We start from the raw sequence: 25,169 nt of genomic DNA on the forward strand, positions 1-25,169 counted from the left end.
GTGGAGACGACATGGCAGCCCCCATTCTCGATCCGAACGCGCCGGCTTTCACGCGGCGCTACATGAATCTCGCCGATCCGCGCCTGGGCGCGCAGGCCCTCTTCGCCAGCGACGAATTCTTCGCGCCGAAGGAGCGCATGCTCAATCCCGAGCCGGCCGTGTTCATGCCCGGCAAGTACGACGATCACGGCAAGTGGATGGACGGCTGGGAAACGCGCCGCAAGCGCACGACCGGCCACGACTTCTGCGTGGTCCGGCTCGCGCGGCCGGGCGTGATCCACGGCGTCGATCTCGATACGAGCCACTTCACCGGCAACTTCCCGCCGGCCGCGTCGATCGAGGCGTGCGCGGCGGACGGTGACACGCCGCCCGACGACGCCGCATGGCGCACGATCGTCCCCGCGACGACGCTGCAGGGCAATTCGCATCACTACGTGAGCGTCGACGATGCGCAGCCGGTCACGCACCTGCGCGTGAACCTGTATCCGGACGGCGGGCTCGCGCGGCTGCGCGTGTATGGCCAGCCGCAGCGCGACTGGCGCCGCGTGCCGGCGGGCGAACTCGTCGATCTCGCGGCGATCGAGAACGGCGGTTATCTGGTGGCCGCGAACAACCAGCACTTCGGCCCGGCCTCGCAGATGCTGATGCCGGGGCGCGGCGTGAACATGGGCGACGGCTGGGAAACGCGGCGGCGCCGCGAGCCCGGCAACGACTGGGCGATCGTCGCGCTCGCGCGGCCGGGCATCATCCGGCGCGTCGAGGTCGATACGGCCTTCTTCAAGGGCAATTTCCCCGACCGCTGCTCGCTGCAGGCCGCGCACGTCACGGGTGGCACCGACGATTCGCTCGTCACGCAGGCGATGTTCTGGGCCGAACTGCTCGGCGAGCAGAAGCTGCAGATGGACCACGTGCACACGTTCGACCAGCTCGCGGCGCTCGGCCCCGTCACGCACGTGCGGTTCAACATCTTCCCGGACGGCGGCGTGTCGCGCCTGCGTCTGTGGGGCGAGCCGGCTTGAAGGAGGGCGGCGGCATGAGCGGAACCCCGATCCTGCGCGTCGAGCGCCTGACCCGCGAAGCGTTCGCGCCGTTCGGCGACGTGATCGCGCTCGAAGGCGCGCGGCATTTTCCGATCAACGGCGGCACGACCGAGCGCTTTCACGATCTCGCGACGATCGACGTGTGCGCGGACGGCGGCCGGCCGCTCGTCAGCGTGTTTCGCGCGCAGCCGCGCGCGCTGCCGGTGGCGATCACGCTGATGGAGCGTCATCCGCACGGCAGCCAGGCGTTCATCCCGCTCGCGGCCGTGTCGCGCTACGCGATCGTCGTCGCGCCGGCCGGCGAGTTCCGGCCCGACGCGATGCGCGCGTTCCTGGCCGAGGGCTGGCAGGGCGTCAATTATGCGAAGGGCGTCTGGCACCATCCGCTGCTCGCGCTCGACGCGGTCAGCGATTTCGTGATCGTCGATCGCGGCGGGCCGCAGCCGAATTGCGACGAGATTCCGCTGGAACGCGCGTGGGCGCTCGATTTGGAGCCCGCCTGCGCGGGCGCCGAAGGGATTTCGTAAGTATTCCGGGCGCGCGGCACGCGCCCCGTAAAAAACGGACGGCCCGGGCGGCGGGATGCCGGCCGGGCCGTGCCGCGTGCGCGGGTGGCGCGATTCAGTGCTTGCGGTGCGGGCAGTTCTCGGTCGTGCACGAACCGTACATCGCGAGCGAGTGCTCCTGGAGCCGGAAGCCGCGTTCCTTCGCGATCGCCTGCTGGCGGCTCTCGATCTCGGCGTCGAAGAATTCCTCGACGCGGCCGCAATCGAGGCACACGAGGTGATCGTGGTGCGAACCTTCGTTCAGCTCGAACACCGCCTTGCCGGATTCGAAGTTGCTGCGCGACAGCAGGCCGGCCTGCTCGAACTGCGTGAGCACGCGATAGACGGTGGCGAGCCCGATGTCGAGCTGCTCGTTGAGCAGGTTGCGGTAGACGTCTTCGGCCGTCAGGTGCCGCACGGGGCTCTGCTGGAAGATCTCGAGAATCTTGAGGCGCGGTAGGGTGGCCTTTAGCCCGATATTCTTGAGATCCGTCGGATTGGTCATGGCTAGGCATCCCTAGAGTACAATGCAGGGCTTCAATGTTACCGGCTTTTCGCCGTTCCAGAAACACGCGCGGCCTGCACGCGGGCCAGCACGGTGAAGGAAATGATCCCAGAATCGCTTTCGCACTTTCAGAGGAGTCGCATGCGGAGTGCCATCATCGCTGCCGCCGCCGTTGTCGCGCTGGCGGGTTGTTCGTCGTACGACAGCGTGACGCAGCGCATTGCGCAGAGCATCACGCCGTATCGGATCACCGTCGTGCAAGGCAACTTCGTGTCGCAGGAGAAAGCCGCACAGTTGCAGGTCGGTATGACGCGCGAGCAGGTCCGCGCGCTGCTCGGCACGCCGCTGCTGGCGGACATGTTCCACGCGGATCGCTGGGATTACCTCTTCTACTTCAAGCGCGGCTCGACGTCGGTCGTCCAGCAGCGTGACCTCGTGGTGACCTTCTCGGGCGATCGCGTCGCGAGCTGGACCGGCGCCGACAACCTGCCGTCCGAGCTCGACCTGCTGGCCGACATCGACGGCGATCGCGGCGGCAAGAAGGCGAAGGCCGCGGCCGCGGCGAAGAAGGCGTCCGAAGCGGCCGCCGCGAGCGCCGCGCAGGCTGCCGCTGCCGCGAGCCCGGCCACCGTGCCGGCCTCCGGCGCGGCGGTCGACCAGGATGCGAACGCCCAGGCGGCGCGCGCGGCCAACCGCGCGACCAACCAGGTGTCGGGGCAGGGTGCGGCTTCGCGCCGGTTCACGCCGTCCGCGCAGGCTCAGGGCGGCGCGCCGGTGCCGGGCGGCCAGCCGCCGGGCGCCGCGCCGGCGATCCAGCCGCAGTTCCAGTTCCACCGTCCGCCGCAGCCGAACGTGTCGAACGAGGCGTCGCCGCCGGTCGGCCCGCAAGGCTCGGACAACCTGCAGAACCAGCCGCTCACCGCGCCGGCGCAGTAAGCGGCCGGCGTGCGGAAACGGGGCGGCATGCGCCGCCCGCCTTTAGACTTGTCGTATAGAAAGCCATGAAGATTGCGATTGCCGGCGCATCGGGCCGAATGGGCCGGATGCTGATCGAAGCCGTTCTCAACGATGCCGACGCGCAGCTCGTCGGCGCGCTCGACCGCGCCGGTTCGCCGTTCCTCGGCCAGGACGCCGGTGCGTTCCTCGGCAAGGACACCGGGATCAAGCTGACCGACGATCTCGACGCCGTGTTCGCGCAGGCCGACTACCTGATCGACTTCACGCGTCCGGAAGGCACGATGGCCCACATCGAGGCCGCGCTGCGCCACGACGTGAAGCTCGTGATCGGCACGACCGGCTTCACCGCCGAGCAGAAGGCCGGGCTGCAGGCCGCGGCGGGCCAGATCGGGATCGTGTTCGCGGCGAACATGAGCGTCGGCGTGAACGTCACGCTGAAGCTGCTCGAATTCGCGGCGAAGCATTTCTCGCACGGCTACGACATCGAGATCATCGAAGCGCATCACCGCCACAAGGTCGACGCGCCGTCGGGCACCGCGCTGATGATGGGCGAAGCCGTCGCCGGCGCGCTCGGGCGCTCGCTCGACGATTGCGCGGTGTACGGCCGCCACGGCGTGACGGGCGAGCGCGATCCGTCGTCGATCGGCTTTGCCGCGGTGCGCGGCGGCGACATCGTCGGCGACCACACCGTGCTGTTCGCCGGGATCGGCGAGCGCATCGAGATCACGCACAAGTCGTCGAGCCGCGTGTCGTACGCGCAGGGCGCGTTGCGTGCGGTCCGCTTCCTGTCGGCGCGCGGCGCCGGCCTGTTCGACATGCAGGACGTGCTCGGCCTGCGCTGACCCTCACGGGGAAACTCCGATGGCGATTCCCACCGGCGTTGTCCACTACCTCGAAAGCGGCGATGCGATCACGCACGCCGTCGCCTATGTGCTGCTGGCGATGTCCGTCGCCAGCTGGTGCTTCCTCTTCATGAAAGCCTGGCTGCTGGTCCGCGCGAAGCGGCAGGGGCCGCGCGCGCTCGCCGCGTTCTGGCGCGCGCCGTCGTTCGACGCGGGCATCGCCGCGCTGGCCGGCGCCGATCGCGAACGCGTGTTCGTGCCGCTCGCCGAAGCCGCGCGCGACGCGACCGACGCGCACGACCCGGCCGCGCTCGCCGCGCGCGTCGAGCGCAGCGAACGCGTGCTGCGCGCGCTGCGTCATGCGATGCTGCGTTCGCAGCGGCGCCTCGAATTCGGCCAGGTGCTGCTCGCGTCGATCGGCAGCACCGCGCCGTTCGTCGGGCTGCTCGGCACCGTGTGGGGCATCTACCATGCGCTCGGCAGCATCGCCGCGAGCGGGCAGGCGCAGATCGAGAACGTCGCGGGGCCGGTCGGCGAGGCGCTGATCATGACCGCGTTCGGGCTGGTCGTGGCGATCCCCGCGGTGCTCGCGTACAACATCCTCGGCCGGCTCGTCCGGCAGCTCGCCGAGGAACTCGACGGTTTCGCGCGCGATCTGCACGTCTTCGTGTGCGCGCAGGGCGCCTGACGCGCCGGCTGCGGAGGAACGACCATGGCATTCGGCGGGCTCGAGCACCACAAGACGTCCGCGCCGATGGCGGAGATCAACATGACGCCGCTGATCGACGTGATGCTCGTGCTGCTCGTCATCTTCATCATCACCGCGCCGCTGATGACGCACGCGATCCGGCTCGACCTGCCGAAGGTCGCGGCGAGCGTCGCGCGCGACACGCCGCAATCGGTCACGCTGTCGATCGACGACGCGGGCAAGCTCTACTGGGACGACGCGCCCGTGGCGCTCGACGCGCTGCCTGCGCGCTTCAAGGCCGCCGCCGCGAGCGCCGCGCCGCCCGAGCTGCGGCTGCGCGCGTCGCGCGCGACGCGCTACGACGTGATCGCGCAGGTGATGGGCGCCGCGCAGGCCGCGGGCCTCACGCGGATCGGCTTCGTCACCGACGTGCCGCCGGCCGGCAGCGCCGCGCCGGCCGCCGCCGGCGCGAAACCCTGATACGCCCGTTGTCGGCGTGAACGGGCCCTGGCCCGCGAGACCGGCCGTGCGGGCCCGCACGGGCGGTATAATCGACGTTTTTCCCGGCCCGGAACCGGTCAGCCCGTTCCTGCGCCGGGCCCGCACGATTTTCGATCCAATCCTGCGCGCGAGCCGTCGCGCCGCTTAAAGCCTAGCCCGAACCACACCATGCACGAGAGATACGTACCCGCCGACGTCGAAGCCGCCGCCCAGGGCGACTGGCGCGCAGCCGATGCCTACAAGACGAAGGAAGATTCGCAGAAGCCGAAGTTCTACTGCGTGTCGATGCTGCCGTACCCGTCCGGCAAGCTGCACATGGGTCACGTGCGCAACTACACGATCAACGACGTGATGTACCGCTATCTGCGGATGAACGGCTACAACACGCTGATGCCGATGGGCTGGGATGCGTTCGGGATGCCGGCCGAGAACGCCGCGATGGCGAACGGCGTGCCGCCCGCGAAATGGACCTACGACAACATCGACTACATGAAGGGCCAGATGCAGTCGATGGGCCTCGCGATCGACTGGTCGCGCGAAATCGCGACGTGCAAGCCCGACTACTACAAGTGGAACCAGTGGCTGTTCCTGAAGATGCTCGAGAAGGGCATCGCGTACAAGAAGACGGGCACCGTGAACTGGGATCCGGTCGACCAGACCGTGCTCGCGAACGAGCAGGTGATCGACGGCCGCGGCTGGCGTTCGGGCGCGCTCGTCGAGAAGCGCGAGATCCCGATGTACTACCTGCGCATCACGCAGTACGCGGATGAGCTGCTGAACGATCTCGAGGGTCTCGGCTGGCCCGAGCGCGTGAAGATCATGCAGCAGAACTGGATCGGCAAGAGCTTCGGCGTGAACTTCGGCTTCCCGTACGAGCTCGACGGCGAGCAGAAGCTGCTGCGCGTGTTCACGACGCGCGCCGACACGATCATGGGCGTCACGTTCTGCGCGATCGCGGCCGAGCACCCGCTCGCCACGCGCCTCGCGCAGGACAAGCCGGAACTGCTCGCGTTCATCGACGAGTGCAAGCGCGGCGGCGTCGCCGAGGCCGACGTCGCGACGATGGAGAAAAAGGGCGTCGCGACCGGCTTCTCGGTCAAGCACCCGCTGACCGGCGAACCGGTCGAGGTGTGGATCGGCAACTACGTGCTGATGAGCTATGGCGAAGGCGCGGTGATGGGCGTGCCGGGCCACGACGAGCGCGATTTCGCGTTCGCGAAGAAATACGACCTGCCGATCAAGCAGGTGATCGCGGCCGAAGGCCAGTCCTACTCGCTCGACGCGTGGCAGGAGTGGTACGGCGACAAGGAAGTCGCGGTCTGCGTGAACAGCGGCAAGTACGACGGCCTGCGCTATTCGGAAGCGGTCGACGCGGTCGCGGCCGACCTGAAGGCCGGCGGCTTCGGCGACAAGCAGGTCACGTGGCGCCTGCGCGACTGGGGCGTGTCGCGCCAGCGCTACTGGGGCACGCCGATCCCGATCATCCACTGCCCGTCGTGCGGCGACGTGCCGGTGCCGGAAGCCGACCTGCCGGTCGTGCTGCCGGAGGACCTCGTGCCGGACGGCACGGGCAACCCGCTCGCGAAGTCCGAAGCGTTCCTGAACTGCACGTGCCCGAAGTGCGGCGCGGCGGCGAAGCGCGAAACCGACACGATGGACACCTTCGTCGATTCGTCGTGGTACTTCTCGCGCTACACGGCGCCGGACGCCGACACGATGGTCGACGCGCGCACCGATTACTGGATGCCGATGGACCAGTACATCGGCGGCATCGAGCACGCGATCCTGCACCTGCTGTATTCGCGCTTCTGGACCAAGGTGATGCGCGACCTCGGCCTCGTGAAGTTCGGCGAGCCGGCGAAGAACCTGCTCACGCAGGGGATGGTGCTGAACGAGACGTTCTACCGCGAAGACGCATCGGGCAAGAAGACCTGGTACAACCCGGCCGACGTGACGGTCACGCACGACGACAAGGGCCGACCGGTCGGCGCGACGCTGAATGCGGACGGCCAGCCGGTCGTGCTCGGCGGCATCGAGAAGATGTCGAAGTCGAAGAACAACGGTGTCGATCCGCAGCTCCTGATCGACCAGTACGGCGCCGATACCGCGCGCCTGTTCACGATGTTCGCCGCGCCGCCCGAGCAGCAGCTCGAGTGGTCGGGCGCCGGCGTCGAAGGCGCGAGCCGCTTCCTGCGCCGCGTGTGGAGCTTCGGCTACGCCAACCGCGAAGCGCTCGCCGCGCGCGCGGGCTTCGATGCCGCCGCGCTCGGCGAGGCCGACAAGGCGCTGCGCCGCGAGATCTACACCGTGCTGAAGCAGGCCGATTTCGATTACCAGCGCCTGCAGTACAACACGGTCGTGTCGGCCGCGATGAAGATGCTGAACGCGATCGACGGTGCGAAGGGCGCAACGCCCGGCGTGCTGCGCGAAGCGTACGGCGTGCTGCTGCGCGTGCTGTACCCGGTCGTGCCGCACGTCACGTTCGAGCTGTGGAAGGCGCTCGGCTACGCGGACGAATTCGGCCCGCTGCTCGATGCGCCGTGGCCGAAGGTCGACGAGGCCGCGCTCGAGCAGGCCGAGATCGAACTCGTGCTGCAGGTGAACGGCAAGGTGCGCGGCGCGCTGAAGGTCGCGAAGGATGCGAGCCGCGACGCGATCGAAGCGGCGGCGGTGGCCGACGAGGCATTCGCGAAATTCAGCGACGGCAAGCCGGCGAAGAAGATCGTCGTCGTGCCGGGCCGCCTCGTGAACATCGTCGTCTGACGGCCGCCGGCCATCGGACGTACCCAGAAGGAGCGAAGGTGATCCGCAGATCGTTTTTGATGCTCGTCGGCAGCGCGGTCGCGCTGTCGGCATGCGGCTTCCAGTTGCGCGGCCAGCAGGACTACGCGTTCAAGCACCTGTTCGTGGCCGGTGCGCCGGCGCCCGTCGAGGCGCGGCTCACGCGCCTCGTCCAGGCCGGCAGCGACACGAAGATCGTCAAGTCGGCGGACGACGCCGACGCGGTGCTGCGCATGTGGGAGTCGCGTGGCCAGAACACGCTGACGCTCAACAAGTACGGCTCCGCGCAGGAGTACGCGCTGTTCTACACGCTGAACTACACGCTGACGAGCAAGGACGGCACCGTGCTGATCCCGCCGAGCGCGATCGCGCTGAACCGCGCGATGACGTACAGCGACCAGTACACGAACGCGAAGGCGCAGGAAGCCGACATCCTGTACGGCGACATGCAGAACGACGCGGTCGACCAGCTGATGCGGCGTCTCGCGATCGTCCACTCGCTGACGCCGGCGCCCGAGGACGTGGTGCCGGGGGTCGCGCCGCGCGCGCCGCTGCCGCCGCCGCCGCTCTGATCGACGGCGCACGCAGCGATGCAATTGCGACTTGATGCGCTGGAGCCGCACCTCGCGAAGGGGTTGGCCGGGCTCTATACCGTCTACGGCGACGAGCCGCTGCTCGCGCAGGAAGCGTGCGACCGCATTCGCGCGGCCGCACGCGCGGCGGGCTTCACCGAGCGTTCGGTGCATACGGTCGAGCGCGGCTTCGACTGGAGCGTGCTGCTCGGCGCGACCCAGGCGATGTCGCTGTTCGGCGAGCGCCAGCTGATCGAGCTGCGCATTCCGTCGGGCAAGCCCGGCAAGGAAGGCGCCGACGCGCTGAAGACGCTTGCGGCGACGCCCAATCCGGACGCGCTGATGCTCGTCACGCTGCCGCGCCTCGACGCGGCCACGCAGAAATCCGCGTGGTTCACCGCGCTGCAGAACGGCGGCGTCGCGCTGAAGATCGATCCGGTCGAGCGCGCGCAACTGCCGAACTGGATCGGCCAGCGACTCGCGATGCAGGGCCAGCGCGTCGCGCCCGGCGAGGACGGGCGGCGTGCGCTGCAGTTCATCGCGGAGCGCGTCGAAGGCAACCTGCTCGCCGCGCACCAGGAAATCCAGAAGCTCGGGCTGCTGTATCCGCAGGGCGCGCTGTCGTTCGAGCAGGTGCACGACGCGGTGCTGAACGTCGCGCGCTACGACGTGTTCAAGCTGAACGAGGCGATGCTCGCCGGCGACGCCGCGCGGCTCGCGCGGATGATCGACGGGCTGAAGGGCGAGGGCGAGGCGATCGTGCTCGTGATGTGGGCCGTCGTCGAGGAACTGCGCACGCTGCTGCGGATCAAGCGCGGCACGACGGCCGGCAAGCCGCTCGCGACGCTGCTGCGCGAGAACCGCGTATGGGGGCCGCGCGAGCGGTTGATCGCGCCCGCGCTGAACCGCGTGTCGGAAGCGGTGCTCGAAAAGGCGCTCGCGTTTGCCGCGAAGCTCGACCGGCAGGTCAAGGGGCTCACGGCCGTCGCGCCGGGCCGCCGCACGCAGGACGAGCCGCCGCCCGACCCGTGGGACGGGCTGTTCCAGCTCGCGATGACGGTCGCGGGCGCCCGCGGCGAGCGACCGCCGACCGCGGGTCGCGTGCGACGCTAAGTCCCGTTCGGGCCTTCAGCGCGCGCTGCGCAACCCGCTTACAATGCTTTGATGACCGGGGCGCCGCCCCGCGCGGCGCGGCCTGGCGGCCGCCACCCCGCACGGACGGCCGCCCACGGGTGGCCTCCCGGATGGCCGTCCCATGCTTCCCCACGAATTCATGCCGCCCCGCGCGGCTCGCTTCTCGAGTCACACGATGGATATCGATCAGTACATGACCGACCTGGGCCGTCGCGCCCGGCACGCTTCCCGCGCGATGGCGCGCGCCAGCACGGCCGCGAAGAACGCGGCGCTCGACGCCGTGGCCCGCGCGATCGAACGCGACGCGCAGACGCTGAAGGAGGCGAACGCGCGCGACGTCGCCCGCGCCCGTGAAAAGGGGCTCGATGCGGCGTTCGTCGACCGCCTGACGCTGTCCGACAAGGCGCTGAACACGATGGTCGAAGGGCTGCGCCAGGTCGCGTCGCTCGCCGATCCGATCGGCGAGATCGGCAACCTCAAGTTCCGCCCGAGCGGCATCCAGGTCGGCCAGATGCGCGTGCCGCTCGGCGTGATCGGGATCATCTACGAGTCGCGCCCGAACGTGACGATCGATGCGGCCGCGCTGTGCCTGAAATCGGGCAACGCGACGATCCTGCGCGGCGGCTCCGAGGCGCTCGAGTCGAACGCGGCGCTCGCGAAGCTGATCGGCGAAGGGCTCGAGGCGGCGGGCCTCCCGCAGGATGCGGTGCAGGTCGTCGCGACCGCCGATCGCGCGGCGGTCGGCAAGCTGATCACGATGACCGAATACGTCGACGTGATCGTGCCGCGCGGCGGCAAGAGCCTGATCGAACGGCTGATCAACGAGGCGCGCGTGCCGATGATCAAGCACCTCGACGGGATCTGCCACGTGTACGTCGACGATCGCGCCGATCTCGACAAGGCGCTGACCGTCTGCGACAACGCGAAGACGCACCGCTACGGCACCTGCAACACGATGGAGACGCTGCTCGTGTCGAGCGGCATCGCCGCGAAGCTGCTGCCGCCGCTCGGCAGGCTGTATCGCGACAAGCAGGTCGAACTGCGCGTCGATGCGGCCGCGCGCGCGGTGCTCGCCGATGCGGGCGTCGGCCCGCTCGTCGACGCGACGGAAGCAGACTGGCACACCGAGTATCTGGCGCCGGTGCTCGCGATCAAGGTCGTCGACGGCCTCGATGCCGCGATCGAGCACATCAACCATTACGGCTCGCATCACACCGATGCGATCGTCACCGAGGATCACGACCGCGCGATGCGGTTCCTGCGCGAAGTCGATTCGGCGAGCGTGATGGTCAACGCGTCGACGCGCTTCGCGGACGGTTTCGAATTCGGCCTCGGCGCGGAAATCGGCATCTCGAACGACAAGCTGCACGCACGCGGCCCCGTCGGCCTGGAAGGGCTCACGTCGCTGAAGTACGTGGTGCTCGGTCACGGCGAAGGCCGTCAGTAAGTCAACCGCGAGGCACACAACCGATGGCAATGCTCTGGGTCAAGACGTTCCATGTCGTTCTGATCGCCGCGTGGTTCGCGGGGCTGTTCTACCTGCCGCGCATCTACGTGAACCTGGCCATGGAGACGGACCCGGCCGCGGTGCGGCGCCTGCTGCTGATGGCGCGCAAGCTGTTCCGCTTCATGACGATGATCGCGGTGCCCGCGCTCGCCTGCGGGCTGTGGCTCTGGCTCGTGATCGGCATCGGGCAGGGGCAGGGCTGGATCCACGCGAAGGTGACGGTGGTGCTGCTGCTGATCGTCTATCACGCGTATTGCGGGCACCTGCTGCGGGTGTTCGAGCGCGGCGAGAACCGCCGCACCGACAAGTGGTATCGCGTGTTCAACGAGCTGCCGGTGCTCGGCATGCTCGCGGCGGTCGCGCTGGTCGTGATCAAGCCGTTCTGAGCGGCGCGGCGGGCGAATACGTCGCCGCCGGATCATGCGCAACGGCGCCCCTCGGGGCGCCGTTGTTCGTTTACGGGCCGATCTTACGTGCCGCCGCGCGCGGCACGGATTCAATCCTTCGTGCCGTCGTCGATCCGGCGCCGCGTGATCGCTTCCTTCGCGCGGCCGACGCGCTCCATCAGCGCCGGCCCGCGCGACAGCGCGACGCCGACCGCGAGGATGTCGCCGATCGCGAGATGCGACATTCGCGACGTCATCGGCGAGAACACGTCCGTTTCCTCGGCGACGTTCGACGCGAGGCTCACCGTCGCGAGCTTCGCGAGCGGCGAATGGCTCTGCGTGATCGCGACGACCTTCGCGCCGCACGCGAGCGCGGAGCGCGCGGCGTCGACGATGTCGCGCGTGCGGCCGGTGTTCGAGATCGCGACGACGACGTCGTGCGGCCCGAGCAGCGCCGACGACATCGAGAACGTGTGCGGATCCGAATACGCGACGCTCGGCACGCCGAGCCGGAAGAACTTGTGCTGGATGTCCTGCGCGGCGATGCCCGAGCCGCCGGCGCCGTAGAACTCGATGCGCGACGCGTTCGACAGCAGCGCGATCGCATCGGCGACGCTGCCCGCCGACAGGCTGTTGCGCACTTCGATCAGTGCGCCGATCGTGCGGTCGAACACCTTGCCGATGATGCCGGGCGCCGGTTCGTTCGGCTCGACGTCGCGATACACCGACGATACGCCCGGCGCGACGCTCTGCGCGAGCCGGATCTTGAATTCGCGAAAGCCGCTGCAGCCGAGCGCATGGCAGAAGCGCGCGATCGTCGGCTGGCTGACGCCCGCGCGGGTCGACAGCTCGGTCATCGCGAGATCGAGCACCTCGCGCGGCGCGGCGAGAATGTAGTCGGCGAGCTTGCGCTCGGACGGGCGCAGCTCGGGGCGGATCGCTTCAATGCGAGGCAGCATGGGACGGCACGTGGAAATCGGGTTCGGATGAGCGAGTGTATCGCAATCGAATTGTAGAAAATCTACATGGAAATACTAGCGCAGTGACGGTGATTTCGACGTGAGGGTGGCGAGGAGGATTAGGGTTTTCACTGATAAAAGCCTTGCTGGTGGCGGGAATGGCGGTTGCGGGTACGTTGACCGGCATTGCGTGCTTGTAGTTTTTCTACTAGACTGCTTTCGTTCGATCGACGAAGCTCGACCGTCCCCACGATTCCAACCGCCGGTGTCGTCCGGCATACAGGAGCGCCCAGCATGACGTCGCTGCATCCCACCCTGGCGAAGGTCACCGAACGCGTGATCGCCCGCAGCCAATCGACCCGTTCCGCCTATCTGCAGCGCATCGACGGCGCGCAAGGCAAGTTCCCGGCACGCGGCGCGCTGTCGTGCGCGAACCTCGCGCACGGCTTCGCGGGCCTCGAGGGCAACGACAAGTTCGCGATCAAGGCGATCCGCGAGCCGAACATCGGCATCGTGTCCTCGTACAACGAGATGCTGTCCGCGCATGCGCCGTACAAGGATTTCCCCGAGATCATCAAGGCGGCCGCGCGCGAGAACGGCGGGGTCGCGCAGTTCGCGGGCGGCGTGCCGGCGATGTGCGACGGCGTCACGCAGGGCAACCCGGGGATGGAGCTGTCGCTGTTCTCGCGCGAGGCGATCGCGATGGGCACGGCGATCGCGCTCACGCACAACATGTTCGACGCGGCGCTCTGCCTCGGCATCTGCGACAAGATCGTGCCGGGCCTCTTGATCGGCGCGCTGCAGTTCGGTCATCTGCCGACGATCTTCGTGCCGGCCGGCCCGATGACGAGCGGCCTGTCGAACGACGACAAGGCGAAGATCCGCCAGCAGTTCGCGACCGGCCAGGTCGGCCGCGACGCGCTGCTCGAAGCCGAATCGGCCGCGTATCACGGCCACGGCACCTGCACGTTCTACGGCACCGCGAACAGCAACCAGATGCTGATGGAGCTGATGGGGCTGCACCTGCCGGGCTCGGCATTCGTTCATCCGCATACGCCGCTGCGCACCGCGCTGACGGCAGAGGCCGCGCGCCGCGTGCTCGACCTGACCGTCGAGCGCGGTCACTACACGCCGATCGGCCATGTGATCGACGAAAAGGCGATCGTCAACGGGATCGTCGCGCTGCTCGCGACGGGCGGCTCGACCAACCACACGCTGCACCTCGTCGCGATCGCGCGCGCGGCCGGCATCCTGATCGACTGGAACGACTTCGACGAACTGTCGGCCGTCGTGCCGCTGCTCGCGAAGATCTACCCGAACGGCAAGGCCGATGTGAACCATTTCCACGCGGCGGGCGGTGTCGCGTTCCTGGTACGCAACCTGCTCGAAGGCGGGCTGCTGCACGAGGACGTGACGACGGTCGCCGGCAAGGGGCTTGCGCACTACACGAAGGAGCCGAAGCTGATCGACGGCAAGCTGACGTGGGTCGACGGCGCGGCCGAGAGCCACGACACGAAGGTGCTGCGCGGCATTCGCGACCCGTTCCAGCCGGACGGCGGCCTGCGCCTGATGCAGGGCCGGCTCGGCCGCGGCGTGATCAAGATCTCGGCGGTCGCGCCCGAGCACCGCAAGGTGAAGGCGCCCGCGATCGTGTTCGACTCGCAGGAAGCCGTGCAGGAAGCGTTCGATCGCGGCGAGCTGAAGCGCGATTTCGTCGCGGTGGTGCGCTTCCAGGGCGCGCGTGCGAACGGGATGCCCGAGCTGCACCGTTTGACGCCGCTGCTCGGCGTGCTGCAGGATCAGGGCTTCCATGTCGCACTGGTGACCGACGGCCGCATGTCGGGCGCGTCGGGCAAGGTGCCGGCCGTGATCCATCTGTCGCCGGAAGCGCTGCTGGCCGGCCCCATCGGCAAGGTGAAGACGGGCGACATGCTCGTGATCGACGCGGAAGCCGGCGTGCTCGACATCGAGGTCGACGACGCCGAATGGCAAGCGCGCCCGGTCGCGCAGCCGCAGCACCAGGCCGACAACGAAGTCGGTTTCGGGCGCGAACTGTTCGGCGTGTTCCGTGCGGCGGCCGCACCGGCCGAGCAGGGCGCATCGGTTTTCGGGGCGCTGGTCGGCGAAACGGCCGCTAGCGTCGCCGCATGAATTTCAAGGAGCCAATTCAATGAAGACGATTGCTGAAATCGTGAAGCTGGGCCCGGTCATTCCGGTGCTCGCATTCGACTCGGTCGAGCAGGGCGAACACGTGTCGCGTGCATTGCACGCGGGCGGCGTGAAGGTGCTCGAGATCACGCTGCGCACGCCGGCGGGCCTCGAGGCGATCCAGCGCGCGAGCCAGCTCGCGGACGACATCGTCGTCGGCGTCGGCACGATCACGAAGCCCGAGCACTGCGAGCAGGCGAAGCGCGCGGGCGCGAAGTTCGGCGTGTCGCCGGGCCTGACGAAGGAACTGCACCTCGCGTCGCTCGACGCGGGCCTGCCGTTGCTGCCGGGCGTGATGACGCCGAGCGACATCATCCAGGCGCTCGAATTCGGCTACGACATCGTGAAGTTCTTCCCCGCGCAGCAGGCGGGCGGCGTGCCGATGCTGCAGGCGTTCCACGGCCCGTTCCCGGCGCTGAAGTTCTGTCCGACGGGCGGCATCACGGTCGACACCGCGCCGAACTTCCTGAAACTGCCCAACGTCGTGTGCGTCGGCGGCTCGTGGCTCACGCCGAAGGCCGCACTTGCCGCGCAGGACTGGGCCGAAGTCACGCGTCTCGCGCAAGCGGCGAGCCAGTTGCCCCGCTAAAACTTGTACCAAACGGCGGTTTGGCCCTCGGAAAGCAAGCGCTTAGTGCTTGTTTTACCGAGGGTTTTTGCTGATGGAACCGGTTCTATCCGCAGATCGCAAAGATAAGTAAAATTCAGCGTCCTGACGGGGTGGGTACCCCCCGTGTATCGGAGACCTGCATAGCCGGGCATACTCGCAACGACTCGCCCGGTTCGAACAAATTCTAGGAGGAGTGCCACATGGGGGCCGTCCAAGGCAGCATGCTGCTCGTATTCACGCTGATCGCGATTGCCGCGCTGATCCTGATGATCGCGCGCTACAAGATCTACCCGTTCCTGGTGCTGATCATCGTTTCGCTCGGCCTCGGTCTCGTCGTCGGCATGCCGATGGACAAGATCGTCAAGTCGTTCGAAACGGGCACGGGCGGCACGCTCGGCCACATCGCGATCGTCGTCGGCCTCGGCACGATGCTCGGCAAGATGATGGCCGAGTCGGGCGGCGCCGAACGGATCGCGACCACGCTGATCGACTGGTTCGGTGAAAAGAACATCCACTGGGCGATGATGTTCGTCGCGATCATCGTCGGCCTGCCGGTGTTCTTCGAAGTCGGCTTCGTGCTGCTGATCCCGATCGCGTTCAACGTCGCGAAGCGCACCGGCAAGTCGCTGCTCGTCGTCGGCCTGCCGATGGTCGCCGGCCTGTCGGTCGTGCACGGGCTGATCCCGCCGCACCCGGCCGCGCTGCTGGCCGTCCAGCAATACGGCGCCGATATCGGCAAGACGATCGCGTTCGGCCTGATCGTCGGCGTGCCGACCGCGATCATCGCGGGCCCGCTGTTCGCGCTGACGATCTCGAAGTTCGTGAAGCTGCCGGAGCACAACCCGCTCGCGGCGCAATTCGTCGATTCGAGCGCGGACGGCCGCAAGCGCGAACTGCCGGGCTTCGGCATCACGCTGTTTACGATCCTGCTGCCCGTCGTGCTGATGCTCGTCGGCAGCTGGGCCGACCTGGTGTTCGCGCCGAAGTCGCTGCCGAACAACCTGCTGCGCTTTGCCGGCAACTCCGACGTCGCGCTGCTGATCGCCGTGCTCGTGAGCTTCTTCACGTTCGGCAAGCTGCAGGGCTTCAACCGCGACCAGATCCAGAAGTTCTGCGGCGAGTGCCTGGCGCCGATCGCCGGCATCACGCTGATCGTCGGCGCGGGCGGCGGCTTCGGCGGCGTCCTGCGCGACAGCGGCATCTCGCAGCAGATCGTCGAGACCGCGAAGCACGCGCACCTGTCGCCGCTGCTGCTCGGCTGGTTCGTCGCGGCGCTGATGCGTCTCGCGACGGGTTCGGCGACGGTCGCGATGACGACAGCCTGCGGCATCGTCGCACCGATCGCCGCGGCGGCCGGCACGACGGTCAGCCCGGAACTGCTGGTGCTCGCGACGGGCTCGGGCTCGCTGATCTTCTCGCACGTGAACGACGGCGGCTTCTGGCTGATCAAGGAATACTTCGGGATGACGGTCGGTCAGACGTTCAAGACCTGGTCGTTGCTCGAAACCATCATCTCCGTGCTTGGCCTGGGCTTTACGCTGCTGCTGAGCATGGTTCTGTAACAAGGGGTAGTCAATGATTCTGATCGCAATGGGCGTGTCGGGCGCGGGCAAGTCGCGAATCGGCGAAATGCTGGCGGAACGCCTGTCGTGCAGCTATACCGACGGCGACGCGTTTCACAGCGCGGCGAACAAGGAAAAGATGCACCACGGCATTCCGCTGACCGACGAAGACCGCTGGCCGTGGCTGCGCTCGATCCGCGAGGCCATCGAGGAAAAGCAGCGTGCGGGCGAGACGGCCGTGTTCACGTGCTCGTCGCTGAAGCGCTCGTACCGCGACGTGCTGCGCGGCACCGACACCGACGTGCGGTTCGTGTATCTGAAGGGTTCGTTCGACGTGTTGCGCGAGCGCCTGAAGACCCGCACCGGCCATTTCTTCGATCCGTCGCTGCTGAAGAGCCAGCTCGACACGCTCGAGGAGCCGGGGCCCGACGAAGCGATCGAGGTCAGCATCGAGCTGACGCCCGAGCAGATCGTCGATCAGGTCATGGTGAAGATCGGCCTCGCGCAGCAGCACTGAGCGGTTCGCGGCCATCGTCATGAAAAAGGCACCTTCGGGTGCCTTTTTCGTTGGCGGCGCGCATGCCGGTCAGGCCGCGCGGGCGCGTTGCGCGATGCCGTCGAGCAGCACGTCGAGCATCGTGTCGTGCACGACCGCCGGGTCGAGCTGCGCATAGAGCGGGGCGGCCGACTTGACGAGCGGATGATCGGCGTCGGCCAGCGCGTGCATTTCCGCGAGCTCGACGTCGTTCGCGGCGCGCGTGAGCCCGCCCGCTTCGGCGGCGGCGAGCCCGATCACGCTCGCGTACCAGCCGACGCATACCGACGGCAGCGCCGCGCGCGGAATACCGGCGTCGGTCAGCGCGCGATGCACGGCTTCGATATGCGCGAGGTCGGCCGGCCCCGTGCTCATGTGCCGCTGCAGCAGCGCGAACGCGGCCGGGTAGCGCAACGCGAGCGCGCGGTACTGGCGGGCGAGGTCGCGCAGCCGCTCGCGCCACGGCATCGAAGGATCGACCGGCACCAGCGAGCGCGACAGCGCGTTCGCGATCGCGCGGCTCAGGCCGTCCTTCGACTTGAAGTGATACAGCACGCTCATCGGGTCGCAGCCGACCGATTGCGCAAGCTTGCGCACGCTGAACGCGGCTTCGCCGACGTCTTCGAGCAGCGCGAGCGCGGCCGCGACGATCGCGTCCTTGTCGAGGCCACGCGGCCCCTGGGCGGGTTTGTCTTTCATCGACGCAGGCTGGCAGGCCGGCGCAGCACCGGCTGTAAACTTGACGAAAGTTTATTCTACACTGTAGAATTATTTCTGCGGTGTAGAAATTGGGTGTCCCGGCACCTTTCACGACGTGCTTTCGCACAGTCCGGGATCCAGGCGGCACGAGCGTGCCCGCCGTCAACACGGGCCATCGCGCCCCTTTTCTCGTTGACACCCATGTGGAACCGGCTGCCCCCACCCGCGAAGCCTCGAAGCAACGAGGCTCTTCGACAGGCGGCCCAAGACCATGCAAGTGCAATCATGACGTCCAACCACAAACCCCTGATCCAGGGTGAAGCGCGTTTCGAGCAAACGCAACTGAACATCGAAAAAGACAACTGGAACTGGTGCGACCCGGCCCGCTACGACGGCGAGCACCCGGCCAACTGGTACGAGGCGTCGCTGTCGCGCCATGAAAACAGCGCGCCGCTCGCGCACGACGCCGTCTGCGACGTGCTCGTGATCGGCGGGGGCCTGCTCGGCGCATCGGCCGCGCTGCATCTCGCGCAAGCGGGCGTCGACACGATCCTCGTCGACAAGCATCGCGTCGGCTCGGCCGCGTCGGGCCGCAACGGCGGGCAATTGACGCCCGGCCTCGCCCGCTGGGAAGCCGCCGACATGATCGACCACCTGTCGCACGACGACGCGAAGCGACTGTGGCGCTTCGCGTCGACCGAGTCGATGGACCTGATCGACGAGATCGGCGCGCGTTACGCGCTCGATCTCGACCGCAAGCGCGGCCACGTCACGGCGGCGGTGCATCCCGGCCACATGAGCGCGCTGCTCGACGGCGCGGATGCGCGCCGCCATCTCGGCGACGCGGGCGTGACGCTCGTCGGCCGCCATCAACTGCACGACGAATACGTGCGCTCGGGGCTGTACCACGGCGCGGCGATCGACGCGATCGGCGGCCAGATCCACCCGCTCGCGCTGGTGCGCGGCCTCGTGCACGGCTTCCGGCTGAACGGCGGCGCGCTGTACGAGGGCACCGAGGTGCTCGAGCTCGACGAGACGCCCGCGGGCGTCGTCGCGACGACGCCGGGCGGCACGATCACCGCGCGCCGCGGCGTCGTGCTCGCGCTGCACAACACGACGTTCCGGCTGCTCGACGACGGCGCGGCGACGACGGTGCCGTTCTTCACGTACGTGAGCGTGACGGCGCCGCTCGACGTCGACGTCGCGACGCTGTTGCCGGCCGGCATGCCGGTGTACGACACGCAGTTCCAGATCGACTACTACCGGCCGGTGCGCGGCAACCGGCTGCTGTTCGGCGGGCAGGGCACCGGCAGTTGCTGGGCGCAGCCCGACGTCAACGCGTATCTGCTGACGCGGTTGAACACGGTGTTTCCGCAGCACGACGGCCGCTTCGCGCTCGACTACTGCTGGAGCGGCGTGAGCGACTTCACGCTGAACGGCGCGACCGACAGCCGCAAGACCGACGGCCGCGTGCCGATGTACATGGTGCAGGGCTGGAGCGGCCACGGCGTCGCGCAGACGGTGCGGATCGGCAAGGCGATCTGCGACGATTTCGTCGGCCGCAGCGACGATTTCTCGATGCTCACGGGCATCGACCATCGCGCGATTCCGCTCGGCCGGCAGCTGTCGCCGATCGCGATTCCGGCCGCGAAGGCGGCGATGAGCGTGATGAGCGCGCTGAACCCGGGGCGGATGATTTCGTTCTGATCGTCGTGCCCGGCGCACGCCAATAGAAAAAGCCCGATGCGATTGCTCGCATCGGGCTTTTCTCGTCAGGCGACGGCGGTGCTTACGCGATCCGCTTCGCGAGTTCGACGGCCTTGCCGATGTACGACGCCGGCGTCATCGCGAGCAGGCGATCCTTCGCGTCCTGCGGGATCGCGAGCGTGCCGACGAATTCCTGCAGCGCCTCGCGCGTGATGCCCTTGCCGCGCGTCAGTTCCTTCAGCTGCTCGTACGGGTTCTCGATGCCGTACCGGCGCATCACCGTCTGCACCGGCTCGGCAAGCACTTCCCAGCAGTTGTCGAGATCTTCGTTCAGGCGCTGCGGGTTCACTTCGAGCTTGTCGAGGCCGCGGATCAGCGAGTCGTACGCGAGCAGCGAATAGCCGAGCGCGACGCCCATGTTGCGCAGCACCGTCGAGTCGGTCAGGTCGCGCTGCCAGCGCGATACCGGCAGCTTGTCGGCGAGGTGGCGCAGCGTCGCGTTCGCGAGGCCGAGGTTGCCTTCCGAGTTCTCGAAGTCGATCGGGTTGACCTTGTGCGGCATCGTCGACGAGCCGATCTCGCCGGCCTTCGTCTTCTGCTTGAAGTAGCCGACCGAGATGTAGCCCCACACGTCGCGGTCGAGGTCGAGCAGGATCGTGTTCGCGCGCGCGACGGCGTCGAACAGTTCGGCCATGTAGTCGTGCGGCTCGATCTGGATCGTGTACGGGTTGAACGTGAGCTTCAGGCGGTTCTCGATCACGTCGCGCGAGAACGCTTCCCAGTCGAATTCCGGATACGCGGACAGGTGCGCGTTGAAGTTGCCGACCGCGCCGTTCATCTTGCCGAGGATCTCGACCTTCTCGATGCGGGCGATCGCGCGGGCGAGGCGCGCGGCGACGTTCGCGAGTTCCTTGCCGAGCGTCGTCGGGCTGGCCGGCTGGCCGTGCGTGCGCGACAGCATCGGCTGTTCGGCGTGCGCGTGCGCGAGCGCGACGAGGCGCTGGTGGACGGTGCGCAGCGCCGGCAGGATCACGTGTTCGCGCGCGCCGGCGAGCATCATCCCGTGCGACGTGTTGTTGATGTCCTCGGACGTGCACGCGAAGTGGATGAACTCGCTTGCCTTTTCGAGTTCGGCCTGGCCCTTCACCGATTCCTTCAGCCAGTATTCGACGGCCTTCACGTCGTGGTTCGTCACGCGCTCGATTTCCTTGATGCGCGCGGCGTCGTGCGCGGTGAAGCGCTCGGCGAGCTGCAGCAGGAACTGCTCGGAGGCCTCCGAGAAGCGCGGGATTTCCGCGAAGCCGGCGCGCGACAGCGCGATCAGCCAGTGCACCTCGACGGTGACGCGGTGGCGCATGAAGGCGGCTTCGGAGAGCCAGTCGCGCAGCGCTTCGGTCTTGCTGGCGTAGCGGCCGTCGATGGGCGAGAGCGCGGTGAGGGCGAAAAGCGTATCGGGACGAGTGTCGGACATGATCGGGCAGGGCCTTTTGGGGCCGGGGCGAACGAGGGGAGGAGAATCCGGCATTTTACCATCGGCGCGCGTCGATCCCGGCCGAATCGGTCCGGCTGCGGGCGCCACGGGCGGGCGGTGCCCGGCGGCGCGCGAACGGACTGCCGGCAGGCGCGCGCGCCGGCCCGCCGAGCCGCCGGCCGGGGCCGCCCGCCGGTAGAATGCAGGCTTCTTCCCGACCGCCGCCCGCCGCGCCCGCCTGCATGGAACTGAAATGGCTCGAAGATTTCGTCTCGCTCGCGGAAACGCGCAGCTTCAGCCGGTCCGCCGAGCTGCGGCACGTGTCGCAGCCGGCGTTCTCGCGGCGCATCCAGGCGCTCGAGGCATGGCTCGCGACCGAGCTGATCGATCGTTCCGTCTATCCGACGCGGCTCACGCAGGCCGGGCAGATCTTCTACGAGCAGGCGCTGACGATGCTGTCGCAGGCGCACGAGGCCAGGACGCTGCTGCGCGGCCACGTCGGCGCGCCGGTGCCGACGATCGAATTCGCGGTGCCGCACACGCTGTCGCTCACGTATTTCCCGCGCTGGCTGCAGCGGATCGAGGCGAAGATGGGCCAGGTCCACACGCGGCTGCGCGCGCTGAACGTGCACGACGCGGTGCTGTCGCTCGTCGAGGGCGGCTGCGATCTCGTGATGGGCTACCACCACCCGAGCCACCCCGTCGCGCTCGATCCGGCGCGCTACGACATGCTGATCCTCGGCAGCGAGCCGATCAGCCCGTTCTCGGCGCCCGGCCGCGCGGGCCGGCCGCGCCATACGCTGCCGGGCGCGGCCGACGCGCGCGTGCCGTACCTGTCGTATACGCCGAACGCGTATCTCGGCCGGATGACCGAGGTCATCATCGCGAACGCGCCGACGCGGCTGTTCCTCGATCGCGTGTACGAAACCGACATGGCCGAAGGGCTGAAGGCGATGGCGCTCGCGGGCCATGGCGTCGCGTTCCTGCCGCACAGCGCGGTCGACGATGCGGTCGCGGGCGGCCGGCTGATCCGGCTCGACCGGTCGGCGCGCGGCGGCGCGCATCCGTTCACGCTGACGATGGAGATCCGGCTCTACTGCGACAAGCTCGCGCTGCAGGGCGACGAGCCGCGGCAGAAACTGGTGCGCGCGCTGTGGGACGTCGTGCGCGACGAACTGCGCGACACAGCCGGCGACACGGCGGGTTAACCGCTGGCGGTTAATCCGGCCCACCGGGCGCGGCCGGCTGACGGCGGCCTGGCGGCGCCTGTCGGACGGCGAGTCCGGCGGGCGGCACGCATCCCCACCATCCGGTTTTTCACGAACGCGATGCACGGCCGATCGCGGGCGTTCTTGCGCAAATCGACCGCGGATTTGCGAAAAATCGCGATCATGCAAGAAACGCATAATCGAATAAGCAAACGGCATTGGATAAAAAAAACGGGTTTTTCGACAATGTGCGCAATCCGTTGAACGTTGGAGCATCCATGTCTTCGCAACAGCAGTCCATCCCGTCCTACCTGCACGCCGACGATCTCGGCCCGTGGGGCAACTACCTTCAGCAGGTCGATCGCGTCGCGCCGTACCTCGGTTCGCTGTCGCGCTGGCTCGAAACGCTGAAGCGTCCGAAGCGCATCCTGGTCGTCGACGTGCCCATCGAGCTCGACAACGGCACCGTCGCGCACTTCGAGGGTTACCGCGTGCAGCACAACGTGTCGCGCGGCCCGGGCAAGGGCGGCGTGCGCTACCACCAGGACGTGACGCTGTCGGAAGTGATGGCGTTGTCGGCATGGATGTCCGTGAAGAACGCGGCCGTGAACGTGCCGTACGGCGGTGCGAAGGGCGGCATCCGCGTCGACCCGCGCAAGCTGTCGCGCGGTGAGCTCGAGCGCGTGACGCGCCGCTACACCAGCGAAATCGGCATCATCATCGGCCCGAACACCGACATTCCGGCGCCGGACGTCAACACCAACGAACAGGTGATGGCGTGGATGATGGACACCTTCTCGATGAACCAGGGCCAGACGTCGACCGGCGTCGTGACCGGCAAGCCGATCTCGCTCGGCGGTTCGCTCGGCCGCAAGGAAGCGACGGGCCGCGGCGTATTCGTCGTCGGCTGCGAAGCGGCGAAGAAGAAGGGCCTCGAGATCGAAGGCGCGCGTATCGCGGTGCAGGGCTTCGGCAACGTCGGCGGCATCGCGGCGAAGCTGTTCCAGGAAGCGGGCGCGAAGGTGATCGCGGTGCAGGATCACACGGGCACGATCTACCAGCCGGCCGGCCTCGATTCGAACAAGCTGCTCGACCACGTCGCACGCACGGGCGGCGTCGCGGGCTTCGACGGCGCGGAACCGATGCCGAACGACGAGTTCTGGACGGTCGAGACCGACATCCTGATCCCGGCGGCGCTGGAAAACCAGATCACCGAGAAGAACGCGGCGAAGATCCGCACGAAGATCATCGTCGAAGGCGCGAACGGCCCGACGACGACGGCGGCCGACGACATCCTGAGCGCGAACGGCGTGCTCGTGATCCCCGACGTGATCGCGAACGCGGGCGGCGTGACCGTGTCGTACTTCGAGTGGGTGCAGGATTTCTCGAGCTTCTTCTGGACGGAAGACGAGATCAACCACCGTCTCGAGCGCGTGATGCGCGAAGCGTTCGCCGGCGTGTGGGCGGTCGCGGAAGAGCACAAGGTGACGGTGCGTACGGCGGCGTTCATCGTCGCGTGCAAGCGCATCCTGATGGCGCGCGAAATGCGCGGCCTCTACCCCTGATCGGGCGTCCCTGACCGGGCGTCCCTAACCGGGCGTCCCTGATCGTCGACGACGATCGATTCATGACGCAATCCACCCGATTGCGGAGATGAACCCTCGCGGGCGGTGCCGAATCCGGCACCGCCCGCTTGCGCATCCGGGGTGCCCGAAGCCGGGAGGACGGCTTCGCACAGGGCAATTCGTAGTGCGGTAAACAACCAGTACTTTCAAAAATATTACTTTGATACACTGGCGCGGGTTTTAGCCAAGGAGATGACCAAAATGAAATACCACAAGGCAGTCCTGATGGTCGCGGCGCTTTGCGCGTTCGCAAGCGGCGCGCATGCTCAGGAGACGGGCACGCTGAAGAAGATCAAGGACACGGGCGTGATCGCGCTGGGCCACCGCGAATCGTCGATTCCGTTCTCCTATTACGACCAGAACCAGCAGGTGGTCGGCTATTCGCGCGACTTCCAGTTGAAGGTGGTCGACGCGGTGAAGAAGAAGCTGAACCTGCCGAACCTGCAGGTGAAGAACATCCCCGTCACGTCGCAGAACCGTATCCCGCTGGTGCAGAACGGCACGGTCGACATCGAGTGCGGCTCGACGACCAACAACCTCGAGCGTCAGCAGCAGGCCGCGTTCTCCGACACGATCTTCGTGATCGGCACGCGCCTGATGACGAAGAAGGATTCGGGCGTCAAGGATTTCGCCGACCTGAAGGGCAAGACGGTCGTGACGACGGCCGGCACGACGTCGGAGCGCCTGCTGCGCAAGATGAACAACGACAAGCAGCTCGGCATGAACATCATCAGCGCGAAGGATCACGGCGATTCGTTCAACACGCTGGAATCGGGCCGCGCGGTCGCGTTCATGATGGACGACGCGCTGCTCGCGGGCGAGCGCGCGAAGGCGAAGCAGCCGGGCGACTGGGTGATCGTCGGCACGCCGCAATCGGAAGAGGCTTACGGCTGCATGATGCGCAAGGGCGATGCAGACTTCAAGAAGGTCGTCGACGACGCGATCTCGCAGGTCGAGAAGTCGGGCGAGGCCGCGAAGATCTACGCGAAGTGGTTCGAGAACCCGATCCCGCCGAAGGGGCTGAACCTGAACTTCCCGCTGTCCGATTCGATGAAGAAGCTGTACGCGAACCCGAACGACAAGGCGCTCGACTGACCGCACGGCCGTTGATGCAGAAATGACGCTAC

General features: G+C 67.7%; 23 protein-coding genes. 19 read left to right on the forward strand and 4 right to left on the reverse strand.

The genetic code is table 11. From position 1 onward, the window contains the following. The first annotated feature begins 11 nt into the window (after positions 1–11). Positions 12–1,019, forward strand: coding sequence for an allantoicase (gene alc, locus HWX62_RS28970; RefSeq protein WP_175927625.1), 1,008 nt, complete (start codon positions 12–14; stop codon positions 1,017–1,019). A gap of 14 nt (positions 1,020–1,033) precedes the next feature. Then, complete coding sequence (locus tag HWX62_RS28975; protein WP_175927626.1) at positions 1,034–1,567, forward strand: ureidoglycolate lyase; 534 nt, start codon at positions 1,034–1,036, stop codon at positions 1,565–1,567. A 94-nt stretch (positions 1,568–1,661) separates the two neighbouring features. Here the strand turns inward: HWX62_RS28975 and fur are convergent, their stop codons facing one another. Further along, positions 1,662–2,090 (reverse strand): ferric iron uptake transcriptional regulator, encoded by a 429-nt coding sequence (fur, locus tag HWX62_RS28980; protein WP_006400349.1) that lies wholly within the window; start codon positions 2,088–2,090, stop codon positions 1,662–1,664. A 141-nt stretch (positions 2,091–2,231) separates the two neighbouring features. On the opposite strand from fur, the gene HWX62_RS28985 reads away from it, so the two are divergent. From HWX62_RS28985 to HWX62_RS29025, 9 genes are all read left to right on the forward strand, one after another. Beyond that, positions 2,232–3,026, forward strand: a complete 795-nt coding sequence (locus tag HWX62_RS28985) for an outer membrane protein assembly factor BamE (protein ID WP_175927627.1) — start codon at positions 2,232–2,234, stop codon at positions 3,024–3,026. A 65-nt stretch (positions 3,027–3,091) separates the two neighbouring features. Beyond that, a complete protein-coding gene (gene dapB / locus HWX62_RS28990) occupies positions 3,092–3,889 on the forward strand; it encodes a 4-hydroxy-tetrahydrodipicolinate reductase (RefSeq protein ID WP_175927628.1) in 798 nt (265 codons plus the stop codon). Between the two features lie 19 nt (positions 3,890–3,908). Beyond that, positions 3,909–4,577 (forward strand): MotA/TolQ/ExbB proton channel family protein, encoded by a 669-nt coding sequence (locus HWX62_RS28995; RefSeq protein ID WP_175927629.1) that lies wholly within the window; start codon positions 3,909–3,911, stop codon positions 4,575–4,577. A gap of 24 nt (positions 4,578–4,601) precedes the next feature. After that, the gene (locus tag HWX62_RS29000) at positions 4,602–5,057 is read left to right on the forward strand and encodes a biopolymer transporter ExbD (RefSeq protein WP_175927630.1); all 456 of its coding nucleotides are present in this window, start codon (positions 4,602–4,604) and stop codon (positions 5,055–5,057) included. 189 nt (positions 5,058–5,246) lie between these two features. After that, the gene (leuS, locus tag HWX62_RS29005; RefSeq protein WP_175927631.1) at positions 5,247–7,841 is read left to right on the forward strand and encodes a leucine--tRNA ligase; all 2,595 of its coding nucleotides are present in this window, start codon (positions 5,247–5,249) and stop codon (positions 7,839–7,841) included. Positions 7,842–7,879: 38 nt separating this feature from the next. Continuing rightward, entirely contained in the window at positions 7,880–8,431 is a 552-nt protein-coding gene (gene lptE / locus HWX62_RS29010) for an LPS assembly lipoprotein LptE (RefSeq protein WP_006483412.1), read from the forward strand. An 18-nt stretch (positions 8,432–8,449) separates the two neighbouring features. After that, positions 8,450–9,544 (forward strand): DNA polymerase III subunit delta, encoded by a 1,095-nt coding sequence (gene holA / locus HWX62_RS29015; protein WP_175927632.1) that lies wholly within the window; start codon positions 8,450–8,452, stop codon positions 9,542–9,544. A gap of 196 nt (positions 9,545–9,740) precedes the next feature. After that, entirely contained in the window at positions 9,741–11,012 is a 1,272-nt protein-coding gene (locus tag HWX62_RS29020) for a glutamate-5-semialdehyde dehydrogenase (protein WP_175927633.1), read from the forward strand. 23 nt (positions 11,013–11,035) lie between these two features. Further along, complete coding sequence (locus tag HWX62_RS29025) at positions 11,036–11,458, forward strand: CopD family protein (RefSeq protein WP_089434541.1); 423 nt, start codon at positions 11,036–11,038, stop codon at positions 11,456–11,458. Positions 11,459–11,568: 110 nt separating this feature from the next. On the opposite strand, the gene HWX62_RS29030 is transcribed toward HWX62_RS29025, so the two are convergent. Then, positions 11,569–12,417 carry a MurR/RpiR family transcriptional regulator gene (locus tag HWX62_RS29030; RefSeq protein ID WP_175927634.1) on the reverse strand — a complete coding sequence of 283 codons (849 nt, stop codon included), beginning with the start codon at positions 12,415–12,417 and terminating at the stop codon, positions 11,569–11,571. A gap of 294 nt (positions 12,418–12,711) precedes the next feature. On the opposite strand from HWX62_RS29030, the gene edd reads away from it, so the two are divergent. The 4 genes from edd (at position 12,712) to HWX62_RS29050 (ending at position 17,314) form a co-directional block, all read left to right on the forward strand. Next, on the forward strand, positions 12,712–14,568 hold the full coding sequence (gene edd / locus HWX62_RS29035) for a phosphogluconate dehydratase (protein ID WP_175927635.1): 1,857 nt from the start codon (positions 12,712–12,714) through the stop codon (positions 14,566–14,568). Positions 14,569–14,587: 19 nt separating this feature from the next. After that, complete coding sequence (gene eda / locus HWX62_RS29040) at positions 14,588–15,214, forward strand: bifunctional 4-hydroxy-2-oxoglutarate aldolase/2-dehydro-3-deoxy-phosphogluconate aldolase (protein WP_175927636.1); 627 nt, start codon at positions 14,588–14,590, stop codon at positions 15,212–15,214. Between the two features lie 221 nt (positions 15,215–15,435). Beyond that, positions 15,436–16,797, forward strand: coding sequence for a GntP family permease (locus tag HWX62_RS29045; protein WP_175927637.1), 1,362 nt, complete (start codon positions 15,436–15,438; stop codon positions 16,795–16,797). Positions 16,798–16,810: 13 nt separating this feature from the next. After that, positions 16,811–17,314 (forward strand): gluconokinase, encoded by a 504-nt coding sequence (locus HWX62_RS29050; protein WP_175927638.1) that lies wholly within the window; start codon positions 16,811–16,813, stop codon positions 17,312–17,314. Positions 17,315–17,383: 69 nt separating this feature from the next. Here HWX62_RS29050 and HWX62_RS29055 read toward each other — a convergent pair whose 3' ends face one another. Further along, positions 17,384–18,031: a TetR/AcrR family transcriptional regulator C-terminal domain-containing protein gene (locus HWX62_RS29055; RefSeq protein WP_175927639.1), complete on the reverse strand. Its 648-nt coding sequence runs from the start codon at positions 18,029–18,031 to the stop codon at positions 17,384–17,386. Positions 18,032–18,316: 285 nt separating this feature from the next. On the opposite strand from HWX62_RS29055, the gene HWX62_RS29060 reads away from it, so the two are divergent. After that, on the forward strand, positions 18,317–19,738 hold the full coding sequence (locus HWX62_RS29060; RefSeq protein ID WP_175927640.1) for an FAD-dependent oxidoreductase: 1,422 nt from the start codon (positions 18,317–18,319) through the stop codon (positions 19,736–19,738). 82 nt (positions 19,739–19,820) lie between these two features. Here the strand turns inward: HWX62_RS29060 and purB are convergent, their stop codons facing one another. Further along, a complete protein-coding gene (gene purB / locus HWX62_RS29065; protein WP_175927641.1) occupies positions 19,821–21,209 on the reverse strand; it encodes an adenylosuccinate lyase in 1,389 nt (462 codons plus the stop codon). Positions 21,210–21,451: 242 nt separating this feature from the next. On the opposite strand from purB, the gene HWX62_RS29070 reads away from it, so the two are divergent. The 3 genes from HWX62_RS29070 to HWX62_RS29080 all read left to right on the forward strand — a co-directional run bounded on the left by HWX62_RS29070 (position 21,452) and on the right by HWX62_RS29080 (position 25,137). Beyond that, positions 21,452–22,417, forward strand: a complete 966-nt coding sequence (locus HWX62_RS29070) for a LysR substrate-binding domain-containing protein (RefSeq protein WP_175927642.1) — start codon at positions 21,452–21,454, stop codon at positions 22,415–22,417. A gap of 278 nt (positions 22,418–22,695) precedes the next feature. After that, positions 22,696–23,982, forward strand: a complete 1,287-nt coding sequence (locus HWX62_RS29075; protein ID WP_175927643.1) for a Glu/Leu/Phe/Val dehydrogenase — start codon at positions 22,696–22,698, stop codon at positions 23,980–23,982. Positions 23,983–24,243: 261 nt separating this feature from the next. Continuing rightward, entirely contained in the window at positions 24,244–25,137 is an 894-nt protein-coding gene (locus HWX62_RS29080; protein WP_175927644.1) for a glutamate/aspartate ABC transporter substrate-binding protein, read from the forward strand. Positions 25,138–25,169 lie beyond the last annotated feature (32 nt).

This window comes from Burkholderia sp. BCC0506, from assembly GCF_902833145.1.
GTDB lineage: Bacteria > Pseudomonadota > Gammaproteobacteria > Burkholderiales > Burkholderiaceae > Burkholderia.

What these genes read in the sequence shown, in the direction of transcription:
- HWX62_RS29055 (WP_175927639.1), bottom strand. Translation starts at nt 18,031, where the DNA reads ATGAAAGACAAACCCGCCCAGGGGCCGCGTGGCCTCGACAAGGACGCG.
- HWX62_RS29045 (WP_175927637.1), top strand. Translation starts at nt 15,436, where the DNA reads ATGGGGGCCGTCCAAGGCAGCATGCTGCTCGTATTCACGCTGATCGCG.
- leuS (WP_175927631.1), top strand. Translation starts at nt 5,247, where the DNA reads ATGCACGAGAGATACGTACCCGCCGACGTCGAAGCCGCCGCCCAGGGC.
- HWX62_RS29070 (WP_175927642.1), top strand. Translation starts at nt 21,452, where the DNA reads ATGGAACTGAAATGGCTCGAAGATTTCGTCTCGCTCGCGGAAACGCGC.
- purB (WP_175927641.1), bottom strand. Translation starts at nt 21,209, where the DNA reads ATGTCCGACACTCGTCCCGATACGCTTTTCGCCCTCACCGCGCTCTCG.
- dapB (WP_175927628.1), top strand. Translation starts at nt 3,092, where the DNA reads ATGAAGATTGCGATTGCCGGCGCATCGGGCCGAATGGGCCGGATGCTG.
- HWX62_RS29060 (WP_175927640.1), top strand. Translation starts at nt 18,317, where the DNA reads ATGACGTCCAACCACAAACCCCTGATCCAGGGTGAAGCGCGTTTCGAG.
- HWX62_RS29030 (WP_175927634.1), bottom strand. Translation starts at nt 12,417, where the DNA reads ATGCTGCCTCGCATTGAAGCGATCCGCCCCGAGCTGCGCCCGTCCGAG.
- HWX62_RS28995 (WP_175927629.1), top strand. Translation starts at nt 3,909, where the DNA reads ATGGCGATTCCCACCGGCGTTGTCCACTACCTCGAAAGCGGCGATGCG.
- HWX62_RS29080 (WP_175927644.1), top strand. Translation starts at nt 24,244, where the DNA reads ATGAAATACCACAAGGCAGTCCTGATGGTCGCGGCGCTTTGCGCGTTC.
- HWX62_RS28975 (WP_175927626.1), top strand. Translation starts at nt 1,034, where the DNA reads ATGAGCGGAACCCCGATCCTGCGCGTCGAGCGCCTGACCCGCGAAGCG.
- HWX62_RS29050 (WP_175927638.1), top strand. Translation starts at nt 16,811, where the DNA reads ATGATTCTGATCGCAATGGGCGTGTCGGGCGCGGGCAAGTCGCGAATC.
- HWX62_RS28985 (WP_175927627.1), top strand. Translation starts at nt 2,232, where the DNA reads ATGCGGAGTGCCATCATCGCTGCCGCCGCCGTTGTCGCGCTGGCGGGT.
- HWX62_RS29000 (WP_175927630.1), top strand. Translation starts at nt 4,602, where the DNA reads ATGGCATTCGGCGGGCTCGAGCACCACAAGACGTCCGCGCCGATGGCG.
- alc (WP_175927625.1), top strand. Translation starts at nt 12, where the DNA reads ATGGCAGCCCCCATTCTCGATCCGAACGCGCCGGCTTTCACGCGGCGC.
- holA (WP_175927632.1), top strand. Translation starts at nt 8,450, where the DNA reads ATGCAATTGCGACTTGATGCGCTGGAGCCGCACCTCGCGAAGGGGTTG.
- fur (WP_006400349.1), bottom strand. Translation starts at nt 2,090, where the DNA reads ATGACCAATCCGACGGATCTCAAGAATATCGGGCTAAAGGCCACCCTA.
- edd (WP_175927635.1), top strand. Translation starts at nt 12,712, where the DNA reads ATGACGTCGCTGCATCCCACCCTGGCGAAGGTCACCGAACGCGTGATC.
- HWX62_RS29075 (WP_175927643.1), top strand. Translation starts at nt 22,696, where the DNA reads ATGTCTTCGCAACAGCAGTCCATCCCGTCCTACCTGCACGCCGACGAT.
- HWX62_RS29020 (WP_175927633.1), top strand. Translation starts at nt 9,741, where the DNA reads ATGGATATCGATCAGTACATGACCGACCTGGGCCGTCGCGCCCGGCAC.
- HWX62_RS29025 (WP_089434541.1), top strand. Translation starts at nt 11,036, where the DNA reads ATGGCAATGCTCTGGGTCAAGACGTTCCATGTCGTTCTGATCGCCGCG.
- eda (WP_175927636.1), top strand. Translation starts at nt 14,588, where the DNA reads ATGAAGACGATTGCTGAAATCGTGAAGCTGGGCCCGGTCATTCCGGTG.